The sequence below is a fragment of the Asticcacaulis solisilvae genome, from assembly GCF_017875235.1.
Lineage (GTDB): Bacteria > Pseudomonadota > Alphaproteobacteria > Caulobacterales > Caulobacteraceae > Asticcacaulis > Asticcacaulis solisilvae_A.
The window spans coordinates 135,945-152,139 of record NZ_JAGGMI010000006.1 but is presented as its reverse complement, the minus strand read 5'-3'; the positions used below and the strand labels follow the sequence as shown (position 1 = coordinate 152,139).

The 16,195-nt window shown below is 63.3% G+C and carries 12 protein-coding genes; 2 read left to right on the top strand and 10 right to left on the bottom strand.

Annotated features, from left to right (window positions below):
• Window positions 1–5: 5 nt before the first annotated feature.
• On the bottom strand, window positions 6–2,714 hold the full coding sequence (gene mutS / locus J2X24_RS11935) for a DNA mismatch repair protein MutS (RefSeq protein WP_404977823.1): 2,709 nt from the start codon (window positions 2,712–2,714) through the stop codon (window positions 6–8).
• Window positions 2,715–2,994: 280 nt separating this feature from the next.
• Between mutS and J2X24_RS11930 the strand changes: the two genes are divergently transcribed.
• On the top strand, window positions 2,995–5,277 hold the full coding sequence (locus J2X24_RS11930) for an NADP-dependent malic enzyme (RefSeq protein WP_209721576.1): 2,283 nt from the start codon (window positions 2,995–2,997) through the stop codon (window positions 5,275–5,277).
• Window positions 5,278–5,408: 131 nt separating this feature from the next.
• On the opposite strand, the gene J2X24_RS11925 is transcribed toward J2X24_RS11930, so the two are convergent.
• From J2X24_RS11925 to rdgB, 9 genes are all read right to left on the bottom strand, one after another.
• Window positions 5,409–7,130 (bottom strand): AmpG family muropeptide MFS transporter, encoded by a 1,722-nt coding sequence (locus J2X24_RS11925; protein ID WP_209721573.1) that lies wholly within the window; start codon window positions 7,128–7,130, stop codon window positions 5,409–5,411.
• Window positions 7,131–7,284: 154 nt separating this feature from the next.
• Window positions 7,285–8,796, bottom strand: coding sequence for a response regulator (locus J2X24_RS11920; protein ID WP_209721570.1), 1,512 nt, complete (start codon window positions 8,794–8,796; stop codon window positions 7,285–7,287).
• Between the two features lie 83 nt (window positions 8,797–8,879).
• On the bottom strand, window positions 8,880–10,433 hold the full coding sequence (locus tag J2X24_RS11915; protein WP_209721567.1) for a YifB family Mg chelatase-like AAA ATPase: 1,554 nt from the start codon (window positions 10,431–10,433) through the stop codon (window positions 8,880–8,882).
• A 184-nt stretch (window positions 10,434–10,617) separates the two neighbouring features.
• Entirely contained in the window at window positions 10,618–11,565 is a 948-nt protein-coding gene (gene gshB / locus J2X24_RS11910; RefSeq protein WP_209721564.1) for a glutathione synthase, read from the bottom strand.
• Window positions 11,566–11,700: 135 nt separating this feature from the next.
• On the bottom strand, window positions 11,701–12,078 hold the full coding sequence (locus J2X24_RS11905) for a YraN family protein (protein ID WP_310003544.1): 378 nt from the start codon (window positions 12,076–12,078) through the stop codon (window positions 11,701–11,703).
• Window positions 12,071–12,937 (bottom strand): 16S rRNA (cytidine(1402)-2'-O)-methyltransferase, encoded by an 867-nt coding sequence (gene rsmI / locus J2X24_RS11900; RefSeq protein WP_209721561.1) that lies wholly within the window; start codon window positions 12,935–12,937, stop codon window positions 12,071–12,073. Before rsmI ends, J2X24_RS11905 begins: the two co-directional genes overlap by 8 nt.
• A gap of 90 nt (window positions 12,938–13,027) precedes the next feature.
• Window positions 13,028–13,552: a porin family protein gene (locus tag J2X24_RS11895; protein ID WP_209721558.1), complete on the bottom strand. Its 525-nt coding sequence runs from the start codon at window positions 13,550–13,552 to the stop codon at window positions 13,028–13,030.
• A gap of 120 nt (window positions 13,553–13,672) precedes the next feature.
• Complete coding sequence (hemW, locus tag J2X24_RS11890; RefSeq protein ID WP_310003541.1) at window positions 13,673–14,794, bottom strand: radical SAM family heme chaperone HemW; 1,122 nt, start codon at window positions 14,792–14,794, stop codon at window positions 13,673–13,675.
• A 157-nt stretch (window positions 14,795–14,951) separates the two neighbouring features.
• Window positions 14,952–15,563: an RdgB/HAM1 family non-canonical purine NTP pyrophosphatase gene (gene rdgB, locus J2X24_RS11885; RefSeq protein ID WP_209721555.1), complete on the bottom strand. Its 612-nt coding sequence runs from the start codon at window positions 15,561–15,563 to the stop codon at window positions 14,952–14,954.
• A gap of 110 nt (window positions 15,564–15,673) precedes the next feature.
• On the opposite strand from rdgB, the gene J2X24_RS11880 reads away from it, so the two are divergent.
• Entirely contained in the window at window positions 15,674–16,195 is a 522-nt protein-coding gene (locus J2X24_RS11880) for a DUF2975 domain-containing protein (RefSeq protein WP_209721552.1), read from the top strand.

Sequence of the window (16,195 nt, the reverse complement as noted above, 5' to 3'; positions counted from 1 at the left end):
AAGCCTTAATCCTTAAGCATCTTCTGTAAATTATAGATGACTTCCAAGGCTTCCTTGGGGCTTAGATCGTCCGGATTGATCCCTTTGACAAGGGCTTCCAGCTTCGATGGCGCTGATTTGACCGGCTCGGGCGCTGAACGCTCGAACGAAAACAGCGGCAGGTCGTCGAGCCGGAGCTTCGTCTGGTTGTCTTCTTCCAGGCGTTGCAGGATATCGCGGGCGCGATTGACGACGTGGCCCGGCATGCCGGCCAGACGCGCCACCTGGACGCCATAGGACCGGTCGGCCGCACCCGGACGCGCTTCGTGCAGGAAGATCAGCTCGCCATTGTGCTCGCGCGCCGTCAGGCTGATATTGCTGACGAACTTCAGGCGCTTATCCAGCGTCGACAGCTCGTGATAGTGGGTGGCGAACAGGGTCCGGCACTGGATGGCGTCGTGCAGGTGTTCGGTGCACGACCAGGCGATCGCCAGGCCGTCATAGGTGGCGGTGCCACGGCCGATTTCATCGAGAATGACGAAGGACTGGTCTGTCGCCTGAGCCAGGATGGCGGCGGTTTCGACCATTTCCATCATAAAGGTTGATCGGCCTTGCGCCAAATCGTCGCCAGCGCCGACGCGCGAGAACAGCCGGTCGACGACGCCTAGGTGCATCGCCTTGGCGGGCACGAACAGGCCAGCCTGCGCCATGATGATCAACAACGCGTTCTGGCGCAGATAGGTCGACTTACCGGCCATGTTCGGACCGGTGACAAGGCTCAAGCGAGGCGCGGCCGCACCTGTGGCGTCGAGGTCGACATCGTTGGGCGTGAAGGGCTTGCCCTGGGACTTAAGCACGGCGCAGACGACCGGGTGGCGGCCGCGCGATATCTCAAGCCGCGACGACTGATCCACGCGCGGCCGGACGGCTTCGAAATCCTCGGCCCAGCAGGCATTGGCAACCGCGACATCCAGCGCGCAGATGGCGTCGTGGGCGGCCTGGACCTCGGCGGCTTGCTGACGGACCTCCTCACGCAGCGCTTCGAAGATCTCCATTTCCAGACCCAGCGCCTGTGACGCGGCGCGCTGGATGCGGGCATCGAGATCGACCAGTTCGGAGGTGACGAAGCGGATCTGATTGGCCAGGCTCTGGCGGTGGATGAACTGCTTTTGCGTGTCCTGTGCCTGCAGCTGTTCGGCGAGCTTGGTGGAGAGCTCGATAAAGTAGCCCAGCACATTGTTGTACTTGATGCGAATGGCGATGCCGGTCTCGGCCGCCAGCCGGCTTTCGAGCGCCAGTATGATCTGGCGGCTGTCGTCGCGTAAGCCCCGCGCCTCATCGAGCGCAGCGTGAAAGCCTTCGCGGATAAAGCCGCCGTCGCGCAACGACAGCGGCGGCTCTTCGACAAGCGCGCGCTCCAGCCGGTCGCGCATGGCGCTTGTGCCCTGCGATGGCACCAGCGCTGAAATGAATCCTTCGATCTCGGCGGGCACGGCCGGATCGATGACCGGGTTCTGCGTGGCGTCATTCAGCACGTGCGCCAGGGATTCGCCGATCGTCAGGGCCTGATGGATGATGCACAGGTCGCGCGGGCCGCCGCGGTTGAGGCTGAGACGCGATAGTGCGCGCGCCTGGTCGCTCAAACTGCGCATCAGGTGTCGCAACTGGTCGCGGATGTCGCGTCTGGGCAGCAGCCATTCGACCGTATCCAGCCGGGCATTGATAGCGTCAGGATGATAGAGCGGCCGCGACAGGCGCGACAGCAGGAGCCGGCCGCCGCCTGAGGTGACGGTGCAGTCGATGGCCTGGATCAGGCTGCCTTCGCGCCGGCCGGTCTGGGTGCGGTCTATCTCGAGCGAGTTGCGCGTCGCGGCATCGATCGACAGGTAGTGGGTTTGCAGCACGCGCACCGGCGGTTTCAGCACCGGCCGCCTGCCCGCCTGGGTCAGGTCGATATAGGCGGCGATCATGCCCAGGGCCGAAATCTCGGCCGGGCTGAACGCGCCGAAACCGTCGAGCGTCGAAACGCCATAGAGCTTGAGCAGGCGCTGCTCACCGGCGGCCGGATCGCTGAGCGAACCGGGCTGTGGCTGGATGACGCCGCCGCACGCTTTCAGAAGCGCATAGAGGCCTTCATCCTGCAGAATGCGGTCGGCGACCAGGCTTTCCGATGGCCTGAGCGCCGACAGATGGGCGCTCAGGGCTTCCTGCGCGATCTCCAGGCATTCGACGTCGCCGGTCGACAGCTCGACGCTGGCCAGGGCCATGACGCCGCCCCGGCTCGACAGGGCGATCAGCCGGTTGGCGCCGCGCGCCTCCAGAAGCGAGTCTTCGGTAATGGTGCCGGGCGTGATGACGCGCACGACGCCGCGTTTGACGACCGACTTGGAGCCGCGCTTCTTGGCCTCGGCCGGGTCCTCCAGCTGCTCGCAGATGGCGACGCGGTGGCCCAGCCGGATCAGCTTGGCGACATAGGCGTCGATGGCGTGAACCGGCACGCCGGCCAGTGGGATATCTTCATCCTTGTAGCGGCCGCGCTTTGTGAGCGCCAGCGACAGGGCCTGGGCGGCGGTGACGGCGTCCTCGAAGAACAGCTCGTAGAAATCGCCCATGCGGAACATGAGGATCGCATCGGGATACTGCACCTTGGTCTGCAGGTACTGCGCCATGACGGGCGTGGCGCCTTCCAGGTCCAGCGCGGTCGCATCAGGGGTCATATCGGTGGCTGCGTTCACGGGCGCTCAAATCCAGTCTTTCGGGGCGCCCGGAAGTTAACGGGTATTAACGATTCCGCATAGAAGAGATCTACACAAAAAGTGTGTACAAGGCCGGTGGATTTCTCGACGGAAGGCTGATATGAGTATTTGTCAGACAATTGACAAATAGTATACTATCGTGGCGTGCCAAGGTAGTGTATGTCATCATACGGGACAATGCCCGAAAGCACCGACGTTATGCATTGCGTTTGGGCAATGTGAGCGCTAACATAAATAAAAAACGACGCAGAAAAAAGAAATGGCCAGCGAAAAACAGACCTTCAGCGACGACGAAGCGCTTCACCTCCACCAGCATCCTGTTCCCGGCAAGATCGCACTGGCCCCCACCAAGCCGATGGCCACCCAACGCGACCTGGCGCTGGCCTATTCGCCGGGCGTGGCCGTGCCGGTGCTGCGCATCGCTGAAAACCCCGACGCCGCCTATGACTATACGGCCAAGGGCAATATGGTCGCGGTCATTTCGAATGGTACCGCCATCCTGGGCCTCGGCAATCTGGGCGCCCTGGCGTCGAAGCCGGTCATGGAAGGCAAGTCGGTGCTGTTCAAGCGTTTCGCCGACATCGACAGTTTCGATATCGAAGTGGCGACGCAAGACCCCGACGAGTTCATCACAGTCGTCAAGAACATCACCGGCGCGTTCGGCGGCATCAATCTCGAAGACATCAAGTCGCCTGAGTGCTTCATCATCGAAGCGGCGCTCCAGGACATGGCCGACATCCCGGTCTTCCACGACGACCAGCACGGCACGGCCATCATCTCGGCCGCCGGCCTGATCAACGCACTGGAAATTACCGGCAAGCGCATCGAGGACGTCAAGGTCGTGCTGTGCGGCGCGGGCGCCGCAGGCCTGTCGTCGCTGTCGCTGGTGAAGGCCTTGGGCGTCAAAAAGGAAAACACCACGGTCGTCGACATCCACGGCGTCGTCTATGAAGGCCGCACGGTCGACATGGACCAGTGGAAATCGGTCCACGCCACCCGGACGACCAAGCGCACCCTGTCCGAAGCCATGGTCGGCGCCGACGTGTTCCTCGGCCTGTCGGCCAAGGGCGTGCTGACGCCCGACATGGTCGCCACCATGGCGCCCAATCCGATCATCTTCGCCATGGCCAATCCAGACCCGGAAATCACGCCGGAAGACGTGGCCAAGGTCCGTTCCGACGCCATCGTCGCCACCGGCCGTTCGGACTATCCGAACCAGGTCAACAACGTCCTGGGCTTCCCCTACATCTTCCGCGGCGCCCTGGATGTGCGCGCCCGCCGGGTGAACCACGAGATGAAGATTGCCGCGGCCCAGGCCCTGGCCATGCTGGCGCGCGAGGACGTGCCGGACGAAGTGGCCGCCGCCTATCAGGGCCGCCGGCTGAAGTTCGGCAAGGACTATATCATCCCGTCGCCCTTCGATCCGCGCCTGATCTGGTATATCCCGCCCTTCGTTGCCCAGGCCGCCATGGATACCGGCGTGGCGCGCAAGCCGATCGAGGACATGGACGCCTATCGGAAACGTCTCGAGCAGCGTCTCGATCCGTCGGCCGGCTTCCTGCAGACCATCACCTCGGCCGTGCGTTCGCGACCCTCAAAGCGTATCGTCTTTGCCGAAGGCGAGGACATCAGCGTCATCCGCGCCGCCCACGCCTTCAAGGCGCAGGGTTTGGGCACGCCGATCCTGTGCGGCCGCGAAAACCTGGTCGAAGCCAATATGCGCGCCGCCGGCATCGACCCCAAGGAAGAGGGCATCGAGATCATCAATGCCCGCCTCAGCCACCGCAACGCCGCCTATTCGCAGCTGCTCTACTCGCGCCTGCAACGCAAGGGCTACCTCAAGCGCGACGTTGACCGACTGATCTATCAGGACCGCAACTCGTTCGCCGCCGCCATGCTGATTTCGGGTCATGCCGACGGCATGGTCACCGGCGTGACGCGCCAGTTCGACCAGGCGCTGGAAGAGACCCTCCGCGTCGTCGATCCGGCGCCGGGCGGCCGCATCATGGGCATGTCGATCGTGCTGGCCAAGGGCAAGACGATCTTCGTCGCCGACACGACCGTGTCGGAGCTGCCGACGCCGGAAGAGCTGGGCGACATCGCCGTTGAAGCCGCAATGGCCGTGCGCGCCATGGGGCATACCCCGCGCGTCGCCTTCATGTCGTACTCGACCTTCGGCAATCCCTCGGGTGAGCGCTCCGACCGCGTCATGCGCGCCGTCGAGCTGATGGAGGAGCGTGGCGTCGACTTCGAATTCGAAGGCGAGATGCCGCCTGACGTCGCCATCGATCCGGCACTGTGGGCCAACTATCCGTTCCAGCGCCTGACCGCGCCCGCCAACGTCCTGATCATGCCGGCCATCCACTCGGCCTCGATCTCGACGCGCCTCATCGAAGCGCTCGGCGGCGCCACCGTCATCGGCCCGCTGCTGCTGGGCCTGTCGCGGCCGGTGCAGATCTGTCAGCTGTCGGATCCGGTATCGAAGATCCTGGCCATGGCGACCTTCGCCGCCTACGACGTAAGGTCGGTCGTCAACCGCTAGAGCATGATGCGTTTAAGTCGAACCGCCATCATGCTCTAGGTTTTTGTTTTGTCGCGATATTTGGCCAAAAATCGCTGCACACTTTTTGGCATATCGCTCTAAGCGATATGCCAGATGTAAGGGAAGCTGGGTTATGCCCCGGCTTCTTTCGTTTGCGTCGCGTCCTGCGTCTTCTGGAGGCGCGTCAGCCAGACGCTGAGCACGATGGCGATAAAGCCGATGACTGCGGTGTAGAGGAAGAAAACCACATAGCCGCTGCCCAAGGCCTCGCGACTGACACCGAGCGTCGCGGCGGGTTTCTCGTAGGACACGGCGGGCAGGCCGGCGAACAGGCCCTTTAGGCCTGAGGCCAGGCCGCCATGGTCGGCACCTTGAGCGATTGTCTCGATCATCCGGCCTGATTGCGATGCCAGAAGTTTACCAGGCAGGGCATAGAGTGAGGTGAAAAGCGCATATTGCTGTGCGACATAGCCGCCCGTCGATATCAGTGACGACATGTAGGCGATCAGAACTGTCCCCGCGACGCCGGCCGAGATATTGTCGATGGCCAGGGCGACCGAGAAGGCGAACAAACTGTTGCCCTGGATCGCCAGCCAGGCATAGGCAATGTTGGAAGCTCCGCAGACAATGGCGCCAAAGACCAGACTGGGCCGAATGCCGAAGCGCGTCATGCAGAACCCGCCGAGGCCTACGCCGATCATGGTCATGACCACGCCGAAAATCTTGCGCACCTCAGCGATGGCCAGCTTGTCGAAGCCGAGGTCGAGATAGAAGGCGCCGTTGACGTTCAGCAGGAAGTCCGAAATCCGGTAGAGACAGATGGTCGCCAGGATCAACCCAGCCAGTCTTTCGTGGCGGCTGAAGAAGGACGCGATCGGATCGACGAAGGTCTGGCGCAGGTATGCACCCGGTCGCGTCAGCGCGCCAGGAATAGGCAGACAGGTGACAACCAATAGGCCGAGGCCAGCGACGACCGCCGCGAACTGGACGAAGATGCCGAGCCCCTTAGCGGTCCAGATACTGTTGACGGCATTGAAGGCGGTTTCGCCGGGGAATAGGCCCTTGAACAGTTCGATATTGGCCGTAAGGCCGGCGCCTAGCAGGCAGATGGCAACCGCCATGAGAACCAGACGTGCGGCCCACTCGATCAGCTCAGCCGCAGGCCGCGCGGGCGCGTCGCCATACTCGATAGGCCGGACAGTGTGTTCCGCGCCGCGCGGCGCCAGCAGGACGCCGATAATGCCAAGCCCCATCAGTGCGGCCATCAGAGCGTAGGCAAAGCCCCAGCCAAGTGTATCCGCTATGGCCAGCGGCACGATGCCTGATACGAAGGGCGCGATCCGTGCGCCCCAGGCGGCGGCGGTCGCAAGGACCGCCTGATTGCTTGACTGTGCGCCTGCGGTTTCAATGCGCCAGGCGTCGATGACAATGTCCTGGGTGGCGCCGGCCAGGCCGATGATGACGGCGGCGACGGCCATCCAGCCGAGATGTTGTTGGGGGTTCAGGCCTGAGATGACCCACAGGCCTGCCATGATAACGGCCTGGCTGAACAGGATCCAGCCACGACGATGGCCCAGCATGAAGGTCAGGCCGGGCAGGCCGACGCGGTCGAGCACCGGCGCCCAGACGAACTTCAGGCTGTAGACGAAGGTGACGAGCGAGAAATAGGCAATGGTGGTGAGCGACAGGTCGACGTCACGCAGCCAGACCTGGAGCGTATCGAAGATCAGCGACAGAGGCAGGCCGGACGAAAAGCCGAGCAGGATCATGACAAGGGCCGGTCGGCTCACGAAAGGCCTGATGCTGTCGATAACGGATTTGCGCGGTGCGTCCGGCAGCGGCGTTTCGGTCATGCTCTAAGGTCCCTGTTTCTACAGGGAGCGTAAGAGGGTTTGTGTGTGCTGTCTAGAGCGTTGCCCCGCTTCGGAGGAAGCGGAGCACTGCTCTAAGTTCTTGTTTTATCACATTTCCTGCGGCGAACTGGTATCCCCTTCGCACGGAAATGCTCTAGGCGCTGTGGCGGAGCGGACCTTGCGTCCAGGTCGCGAGACGGGCGCGCAGGGCGGCGATCTCGATCGGCTTGGTGAGGAAGTCGTTCATACCGGCCGCCATGCAGGCGCGGCGGTCTTCTTCGTAGGCATTGGCCGTCAGCGCGATGACCGGCGTATGGCAGCCGAAGGCACGCAGCGCCCGGGTTGTGCCAAGGCCGTCGAGGCCGGGCAGGCCAAGGTCCATGAAGATCAGGTCGAAGGCGCGCGTCTTGATCATGTCGAGGGCGTCTTCGCCCGACGCCGCGCGTTCGACGCGGCAGCCTTCACGTTGCAGCAGGATGGAGGCGAGCAGCGCGTTGACCGGGTTGTCCTCGACGAGCAGGACCATAGTGTCCTGACCGGATTCGGCGGCGATCCGCTCGTCTTCCTGCGCGATCGGTGCGGGTGCGGTCTCAAGCGGGGATTTGAGGGCATCCAGGCGCTGGATCAGTGAATTGCGGCGCAGGGGCTTGATCAGATAGCCGGCCCAGCCGTGATCGCGCCATGCCTGGATTTCGCTGCGCTCTTCGGGCGCCAGGAGGATCAGGCTATGGGGCGATGGCGCGGGCGAGGGGCCCGTCGCGGCAGCACGGTCGTAAAGGGTAATGGTGGCCGACAGGTCGCCGGCGAGCGTGGTCAGGGTACGCAACTCGGAGGCGACGGCGCTTAAGTGGCACTGCGCGCCTTCGGTCAGGACGGCATTGTGCGTGACCAGGGTCACGTCATGCGTAACGGGCGCGGCCTGAGTGGCGCGCAAGGTGAAAGGCGCGCGGAACTGGACGGCGAACTCCGAACCGGCGCCGACCTCGCTGTCAAGCGTCAGCGTGCCGTCCATGGCTTCGACCAGTTTCTTGACGACGACAAGGCCGAGGCCCGCGCCGCCATAGCGCGTGGCGTGGGTCGGATCGGCCTGGCCATATTCTTCGAAGATGCGCGAGCGCGCTTCCGGAGCGATGCCCGAGCCGGTATCGCGGACGCTCAGGCGGACCTGTTCGTCGTCGGTCAGGGAGACGCGGATCAGTACGCCGCCGGTTTCGGTAAACTTTAGTGCATTGCCGGCCAGATTGAACAGGATTTGGCGCAGGCGGCCTTCGTCGGACACGATCGACTCAAGGCGCGGATCCAGCGCCCAGACGATCTCCGTGCCGGCGGCGTGGGCGCGTGGCGACAGCAGTTCGGCTACGCCTTGCAGCAGGGGTTCGAGGCGGACTTCGCTGGCTTCGAGTTCGATACGACCGGCGTCGAGACGGGCATAGTCGAGCAGGTCGTTGACGAGCGTCAGCAAGTGTTCGCCGGACTCGCGCGCGGTCGCCAGATAGGATTGCTGGTCAGGGGTCAGCGGCGTGCGCGCCATAAGCTGCAGCATGCCCATGACGCCGTTGAGCGGCGTGCGGATTTCATGACTCATCAAACGGAAGAAGTCTTCGCGCGCCTTGAGTCGCTCTTCCAGCGTCTGGCCGTCTGCTTCCGGGATACCGTCTGTCGTCATCTGGCGTTTTGCCACCCTGCTCTTCCGATCACACCACCCTACACGACAAAAGTTAAGGTTGGTCAAAGAGCGCGCGATAAACCTCAAAAGGCGGCAGGAACGGGCTCGATCACACCGGTACGGCGATAGACCAGCGCCTCGGCAACGTGGCGGCGCAGCACCGCGCCCGACTGTTCGAGATCGGCGATGGTGCGCGCCAGCCTGAGCGTCCGCGTCCAGCCGCGCGCCGTCAATCCGGACTGTTCGGCCGCCTTGGTCAGCAACGCCGTCGCTTGCGGATCGAGGGCGCAGATTTTTTCCAGGCCCGTTCCGTAGGCCGTGGCGTTCAGCGCGTTTTCCGGCGGCAGGTCCAGCTTCATCGCGCGCTCGGTCTGCATGTCGCGCGCCGCGGCAACACGGGCGGCGACCTCGGCGCTGCCTTCGGCGGGCGCGGGCAGGGCCAGGTCGACGGCGGTGACCGGCGGCACGTCGATCTGCAGGTCGATGCGGTCCATCAAGGGGCCCGACACCCGGCCCTGATAGTCGCGCAGGCAGCGTGGGGCCTTGCCGCACGCGCCCTTGCCGGCGCCGCCGACCGGCACGCCGTGGCCGCAACGGCAGGGGTTCATCGCCGCCACCAATTGCACACGCGCCGGATAGCGGACGTGGTGATTGGCGCGCGCCACCACGACCTCTGACGTCTCCAGCGGCTGCCTCAGCGAATCGAGCGCCTGGGGCGAGAATTCCGGCAGTTCGTCGAGAAACAGCACGCCATTGTGCGCCAGCGACACCTCGCCTGGACGGGCGCGCATCCCGCCGCCGGTCAGGGCGGCCATGGAGGCGGAATGATGCGGATTGCGAAACGGCCGGTCGCGTGTCAGTTCGCCCTTGGCGATCAGCCCGGCCATTGACCAGATCTGCGAGGTCTCGAGCAGTTCTTTCGAATTCATCGCCGGCAGGATGCCGGGCAGGCGCTGGGCCAGCATCGACTTGCCCGAACCCGGCGGCCCGACAAACAGCAGGTTGTGTCCACCGGCCGCAGCCACTTCCAAAGCGCGCTTGGGCACTTCCTGGCCCTTGACCTCGCGCAGGTCGTAGGCGTGGCTGGCGTCGCGGAATGTGCCCCGGGCCGGGCGTTCCACGATAGCCAGTCCCTTGAAATGGTTGATCAGGGCGATCAGCGATTTCGGCGCCAGGATATTGACGTCGTCACCCGCCCAGGCGGCTTCGGGACCATTGTCGTGGGGGCAGATCAAGCCCATGCCCAACTGATTGGCGGCGATGGCGGCCGGAAGCGCGCCGCTGATCGCGCCGATCTGGCCATCCAGCTTCAGTTCGCCGACGCAGACATAGCCGTCGAGCGCGTCCTGCGGGATGATGCCCATGACGATCATCAGCGCCAGCGCGATCGGCAGGTCGTAATGCGTGCCTTCCTTTGGCAGGTCAGCCGGCGAGAGGTTGGCGACGATCCGTTTGCTGGGGGTGCGAAGGCCCATCCCGGCGAAGGCGCCGCGCACGCGTTCCTTGCTTTCGGCGACGGCCTTGTCGCCCAGGCCGACAATGCTAAACGCAACCGGTCCACCCGTCAGAACGATCTCGGCATCGACGCGTCGCGCCTCAGCTCCGTCGAATGCTATTGTCGTTACCCGCCCTGGCATGTGTTCCCCGCTCTCACCCGGAAAATTATCCACACCCTAGGTCAGAGATAAAGACAAAGCAAGAACAAAGTTCGAACAAATGCGCAATTGCATATATCCCCGTGGGAAAAGGTCCACGCGGAGCGGCTGGCAAGGGTGTACTGAAGGGGCCGGTCGCCTCTTTATCAGGGACCGGGGAGGAGCCTTATGAACCCCGTTTGGCTTCGATGCAATCCCACAAAACGTCGCCGACATCGATTTCTTCAAAGGTCTTTAACTGGACCGCGCCCGTGGGCGATGTAACATTGATTTCCGTCAGGTAATCGCCGATGACATCGATGCCGACAAACATCAGGCCGCGTTCTTTCAGCACAGGTTTCAGCCGTTCGCAGATTTCGCGGTCGCGGTCGGTGAGGACCAGCGGTTCGGCGCGGCCGCCGACGCGCAGGTTGGACCGCACGGCACCCTGTTCCGGCACGCGGTTGATGCCGCCGGCGATTTCACCGTCGACCAGGATAATACGCTTGTCACCGGCGCTGACGGCCGGGATGAACTTTTGCAACACGACGGGTTCGCGGCTGATGCTGGCCATGATCTCGATCAGCGCGTCGAGATTGCGATCACCGGCCTTGAGCTTGATGACGCCGTTGCCGGCCGCGCCGTGCAGGGGCTTTAAGATACAGTCGCCGTGTTTGGCAAAGAAGTCATTGAGCGCGACCGGATCGGCCGAGATCAGGGTCGGCGGCTGCAGGCCTTCGAAGCGCGTCGCCAGCAGCTTTTCCGGCGCGTCGCGCACCGAGCGCGGATCGTTGACGACGAGCGTTTTCGGGTGGACGGCTTCGAGCAGGTAGGTGGCGGTGATGTAGGCGACGTCGAATGGCGGGTCCTGGCGCATCAGGATGACGTCGACATCGTCGTGCAGGTCGAGGTGTTCGAAGTCACCGAGCGTGACGTGGTCGCCCTTGACCTCGCGCAATGTGACTTTGCGCGCGCGGGCAAAGACACGGCCAGTGTCCTGGCTGAGATGGCGAGGCTCATAGACCCACAGCTCATGTCCGCGCCGCTGCGCCGCCATCATCAGCAGGAAGGTGGTGTCCGCAGCGATATTGATGCGCTCGATCGGGTCCATCTGGACGGCGACGCGTAAAGCCATGTGCTATGCCCTCGTTTCCAAGCTGCTTGCAGCTTGGCAAGCGCGACTGCGCGCCCGAGCCCATGCGCGGAAAGCCCGCGTGGCGATTGAACGCTAGGAGAAGCTCATATGTGAGCGTGCACGAGGAATGACAAGCTAAAAGCGTTCAACCTTTTCAAAGGCATTGATCGCGTGGCGCGGCCATTGCCCGGGCACCAACGTATAGAGGTCGATGTTGAGGTCGAGCCGCGCCAGTTGCGGTTTGCGCGCCTGCAGCGCCAGACCCGCCTGCCACAGTCGTTCCTGTTGAATGAATGAGACGGATTCGACGGCGGCCTCGATTGTCATCCGGCTCTTGACCTCGATGACCGCCAGCCTCTGGCCCTTCTGCGCCAGGATGTCGATTTCGCCGCGCGGCGTTTTCAGCCGGAAACCGAGGATACGATAGCCTTTCAGCATCAGGTGGACGAGGGCGACATATTCGAGCAGATGGCCGCGTTTGCGCGCCGCAAAGCCCGTGGCCGCCCTATCCACGATCGCGGCCCTTCATCTCCAGCGCCTTCTGGTAGATGACCTTGCGCGGCAGGCCGAACATATGCGCCAGCTGCTGGGCGGCATCGGAGGGCGAATATTGTTCCAAGGCCAGTTTCAGCGCGTCTTCAAGATTATCTGTGGACGGCTTTTCTTCGGACGGCGGCGCGACGATGATGACGATCTCGCCCTTGGGTTCGGCCAGATGCGGGTCATTGACGAGATCGCTCAGACGGCCGTGGTACGCGCTCTCATAGAGCTTGGTCAGCTCGCGGCAGACGCAGGCCTGGCGGTCACCCAGGACCTCGGTCATGTCTTTCAGGGACTCATGCAGGCGCGGGCCGGTCTCAAAGAAGATCAGCGTCGAGGCGATCGAAGCGACCTCACCCAAAGCCGTGCGGCGGGCAGCCGACTTGTTGGGCAGGAAGCCGGCGAACATGAAGCGGTCGGTCGGCAGGCCGGCCAGACACAGCGCTGCCAGTACAGACGATGCGCCCGGGATGGGGTGGACATTGGCGCCGGTTTCGCGCGCGACCTCGACCAGCCGGAAGCCGGGGTCGGAAATCAGCGGCGTGCCGGCGTCTGAAATCTGCGCCACTACGTGCCCGGCACGCAGACGCTCGATGATCTGCGGCAAGACCTGCGGCCCGGCGTGGTCGTCATAGCGCAGCAGGGGCTTTTTGATATCGTAGGCCGAAAGCAGCTTGCCGGCGACGCGGGTATCTTCGGCCAGGACGACATCGGCGGCGCGCAGCACGTCGAGCGCCCGTAAGGTGATGTCGCGCAGGTTCCCGATCGGCGTGGCGACGATATAGAGGCCGGGCGTGACGGGACGGGGCGGCGGGGCGAAGAGGGATTCCATTTTTTGTGATTAGCAGATTTCCCGCTTCAAACGCAAAAAAGCGCCGCCCCTCGGTGTGAAGGGCGGCGCTTTCATCATTCGGTACGCGGCTTAGAAGCGGCGGACGTAGGAGATCGAGAGCTGATCGACGTCGCTCTCTTCGAACTCGGCGCGGGTGAAGTCGGCGCGGACGCCATGGACGCCACCGTTCGGGAAGTAGCGGACGCCAACACCGGCGGCAAAGGCGTCGTCATCGAACGAAACCTTGACACCGCTGGCCTTACCGCTCAGTTCGCCGCGCAGGAAACCGACGCGACCCAGCAGTTCGACATTTGCCGACACGGGGTAAGAAGCAACCAGGTAGGCCGCGACAACATTGTCGACCTTCACGTCGACGGTGACGCCTTGTTCGACGTAGGATTGCTCAGAAATGCCGAAGGATGCGTTGGCTTCCGCGCCCAGATACTTATTGAACTTGATGCCGGCGCCGAAATTGGCGGCACCGAAGCTTTCGTCCTGGAACTGGATGTTGGCGTAACCGCCTTCGACATAATACTTGCCGGCGTCCTGGGCCTGAGCAGCGCCAGCGAAGGCGGCAACCAGGGCAACGGCGGAAATGGCAGCAATCTTAAGCATAGAAATACCTCTTATTCGGGAAGGACGGGGCTTTCAGCAGGGTTTGCACACCGGGTCAATCTCTGTTCCCGGAAAAAAATGCAGTTATGTTGCGGTGCGGTAAAATTGTAACAGGTGCTGTTATGCCAGCAATTCCATCAAGAGTCTGTCCAGCAGGACACGGCCTTTCGGCGTGGCGCACAGACGATTGCCTTCCACCGCCATAAAGCCGTCGGCGATGAGCGGGGCTGCGCGCGTGGCAAGATCGAGCGACGGCGTGCGCGTGAGATCGAGGCCATCCGACAGGCGCAGGCCCAGCATGGTCGCTTCTTCCTCGGCCTCCAGGGGTGAGAGGACTTCGATGTCGTGGCCGGTGCCTGTGGCTTCAATCCGCGCCACATAGGCTTTCAGATCGCTGAGGGCGGTGGTGGCGTGGCGACGGCCGTCACGCGTGAGGCGTCCATGGGCACCTGGGCCGATGCCGATATAGTCGATGCCCTCCCAGATCAGCACGTTATGTGCCGAACGTGCGGCGCGGGCATTGGCGTGGTTGGAGATTTCGTAGGCTTCGAAACCGTGCGCTTCCAGCGTTTCCTGCGTCTGGAAATAGAAGGCTTCAGCCAGGTCGTCCTGCGGCGGGGCCCACTGCTTGCGGCGGACGGCGCGGCCAAATGCCGTCGCTGCTTCGATAGTTAGCTGATAGGGCGAAATATGTTCGATGCCGAGGTGTATGGCTGCCTTCAGTTCGCTCTCCCATGCCGCAAGGCTTTGCTGCGGCAGGGCATAGATCAGGTCGAGCGACACGCGGCCGAAGACCTTCTGTGCGGTCTCGATGCCACGTATGGCTTCGGCGGCGGAATGGTTGCGGCCGAGGAAGGTCAGTGCTGCGTCATCGAGCGACTGCACGCCGAGAGACAGGCGATTGATCCCGGCCTGACGGAAGTCTTCGTAGCGGCCGATTTCGGCGTCGGTTGGATTGGCTTCAAGGGTGATTTCGATAGCGCCGCCGTCGTCGAACAGGCTGCGGGCGGTGGTAATCAGTTCAGCCACCCACTCCGGCGGCAGCAGCGACGGTGTGCCGCCGCCGAAGAAGACGCTGGCCAATTTGCGCGGCCCGATCATCGCCGCCTGGCTTTTCAGGTCGGTCAGGATGGCGTCGAAGAGGGTGCGCTGGCTGGCCTGTCCACGGTCGCGCGTGACGTTGAAATCGCAATAGGGACAGATGCGCGAACAGTAGGGCCAGTGAACGTAGAGGCTGATCACATCCCTTCTCCCAGCTTTGCCCGCCGGCGAGGCCGGGGAGAAGGTGGCCCGCAGGGCCGGATGAGGGGCAAAACGCTGTCAGTGCACGCGGCTATTTGCCCCTCACCCCAGCCCTCTCCCCGCAAGCGGGGAGAAGGGGCTTTAGGGACAGATGCTCTCACAGAAGAGCTGCCTTCAACTGTTCGAACGCCAGATGGCGGTGGCTGATGACGTCCTTGGCGTCAGCGGTCATTTCCGCGAAGGTCGTGTCGTAACCGTCCGGCTGGAAGATGGGGTCATAGCCGAAGCCCATGGTGCCACGCGGCGCCACGATCTCGCCGTTGATGCTGCCTTCGAACACAACCGCATGACCTTCGGGCCAGGCCACCGCCAATGCACAGGTAAACCAGGCCCGGCGATTGAACGCCTCCCCTTGGGCCTCGCGCGCAATACGCAGCTTGTGCTCGATGACTTCGGCGGCGCGGACGAAGTCTTTGTCTGGGCCCGCCCAGCGCGCGCTGAACACGCCCGGCTCGCCGCCGAGCGCCGCGATGCTCAAGCCCGAATCGTCGGCCAGGGCGACAATGCCCGCCTTCATGGCCGCATGGCGCGCCTTCAGGATGGCGTTGCCGACAAAGCTTACCTCGGTTTCGTCTGGCTCGGGCAGGTTCAGGCTGCTGGCGGTGACGATTTCAAAGCGGCCTTCCAGCAGGCTGGCGATTTCGACCGCCTTGCCGGGATTGTGCGTGGCGGCGATCAGCTTCTGGCCGGGAATGAGGGACAGGGGCATGGGCTCTCCTTTTGCGGCGGTTTTAACCGGAATGTGCCAAATGAAAAGGGTGTTGTGTGCTGGCCGCGACGTGTGAGAAACAACAGTCTAAGTTCATCAAGGATGCCGCCATGCGCTTTTTAGGTCCGCGCTCGATTTCCAGCCTGCTGAAAACAGCGCTCGATGTCGTCTACTACGGCCTCTATGTGGTCGTGGCGGTCACCGTCCTGGCGGCCTTGGGTCTGCTGGTCGTGCCAAATCTCGCCGTCGAAGTGGCGCGGCCCCTGAACGTCGCGACCCACCTGCCGGCATCGTCCCAGGCGGTCATCCTGCTGGCCTTCAGCATTTCGCTGGGCGGCTATGTCCTCATCATGCACTGGACGCGCCAGGTCCTGGCGACGCTTGCCGAAGGTGACGTCTTCCATCCCGACAATACGCTGCGCCTGCGCTGGATCGGTTTTGGCCTCGCCGGACTCGAACTGTTCGGCTATGTCGCGCGCTTCGTGGCCGAAAGCGTGTTCGACCTCAAGTTCGAGCCCTTCTATGGCCTGCGCGCCGTCACCGCCTGGTTCTCGGTGCTGGTCGTCTTCGTATTGGCCGAGGTGTTCAAGGAAGGCGCGCGACTGCGCAAGGAAGCGGACCTCACCATATGA

Excerpts from the sequence above, each read along its gene's own strand:
- J2X24_RS11930 (WP_209721576.1), top strand. The coding sequence starts at position 2,995 with ATGGCCAGCGAAAAACAGACCTTCAGCGACGACGAAGCGCTTCACCTC.
- J2X24_RS11925 (WP_209721573.1), bottom strand. The coding sequence starts at position 7,130 with ATGACCGAAACGCCGCTGCCGGACGCACCGCGCAAATCCGTTATCGAC.
- J2X24_RS11920 (WP_209721570.1), bottom strand. The coding sequence starts at position 8,796 with ATGACGACAGACGGTATCCCGGAAGCAGACGGCCAGACGCTGGAAGAG.
- J2X24_RS11915 (WP_209721567.1), bottom strand. The coding sequence starts at position 10,433 with ATGCCAGGGCGGGTAACGACAATAGCATTCGACGGAGCTGAGGCGCGA.
- gshB (WP_209721564.1), bottom strand. The coding sequence starts at position 11,565 with ATGGCTTTACGCGTCGCCGTCCAGATGGACCCGATCGAGCGCATCAAT.
- rsmI (WP_209721561.1), bottom strand. The coding sequence starts at position 12,937 with ATGGAATCCCTCTTCGCCCCGCCGCCCCGTCCCGTCACGCCCGGCCTC.
- J2X24_RS11895 (WP_209721558.1), bottom strand. The coding sequence starts at position 13,552 with ATGCTTAAGATTGCTGCCATTTCCGCCGTTGCCCTGGTTGCCGCCTTC.
- rdgB (WP_209721555.1), bottom strand. The coding sequence starts at position 15,563 with ATGCCCCTGTCCCTCATTCCCGGCCAGAAGCTGATCGCCGCCACGCAC.
- J2X24_RS11880 (WP_209721552.1), top strand. The coding sequence starts at position 15,674 with ATGCGCTTTTTAGGTCCGCGCTCGATTTCCAGCCTGCTGAAAACAGCG.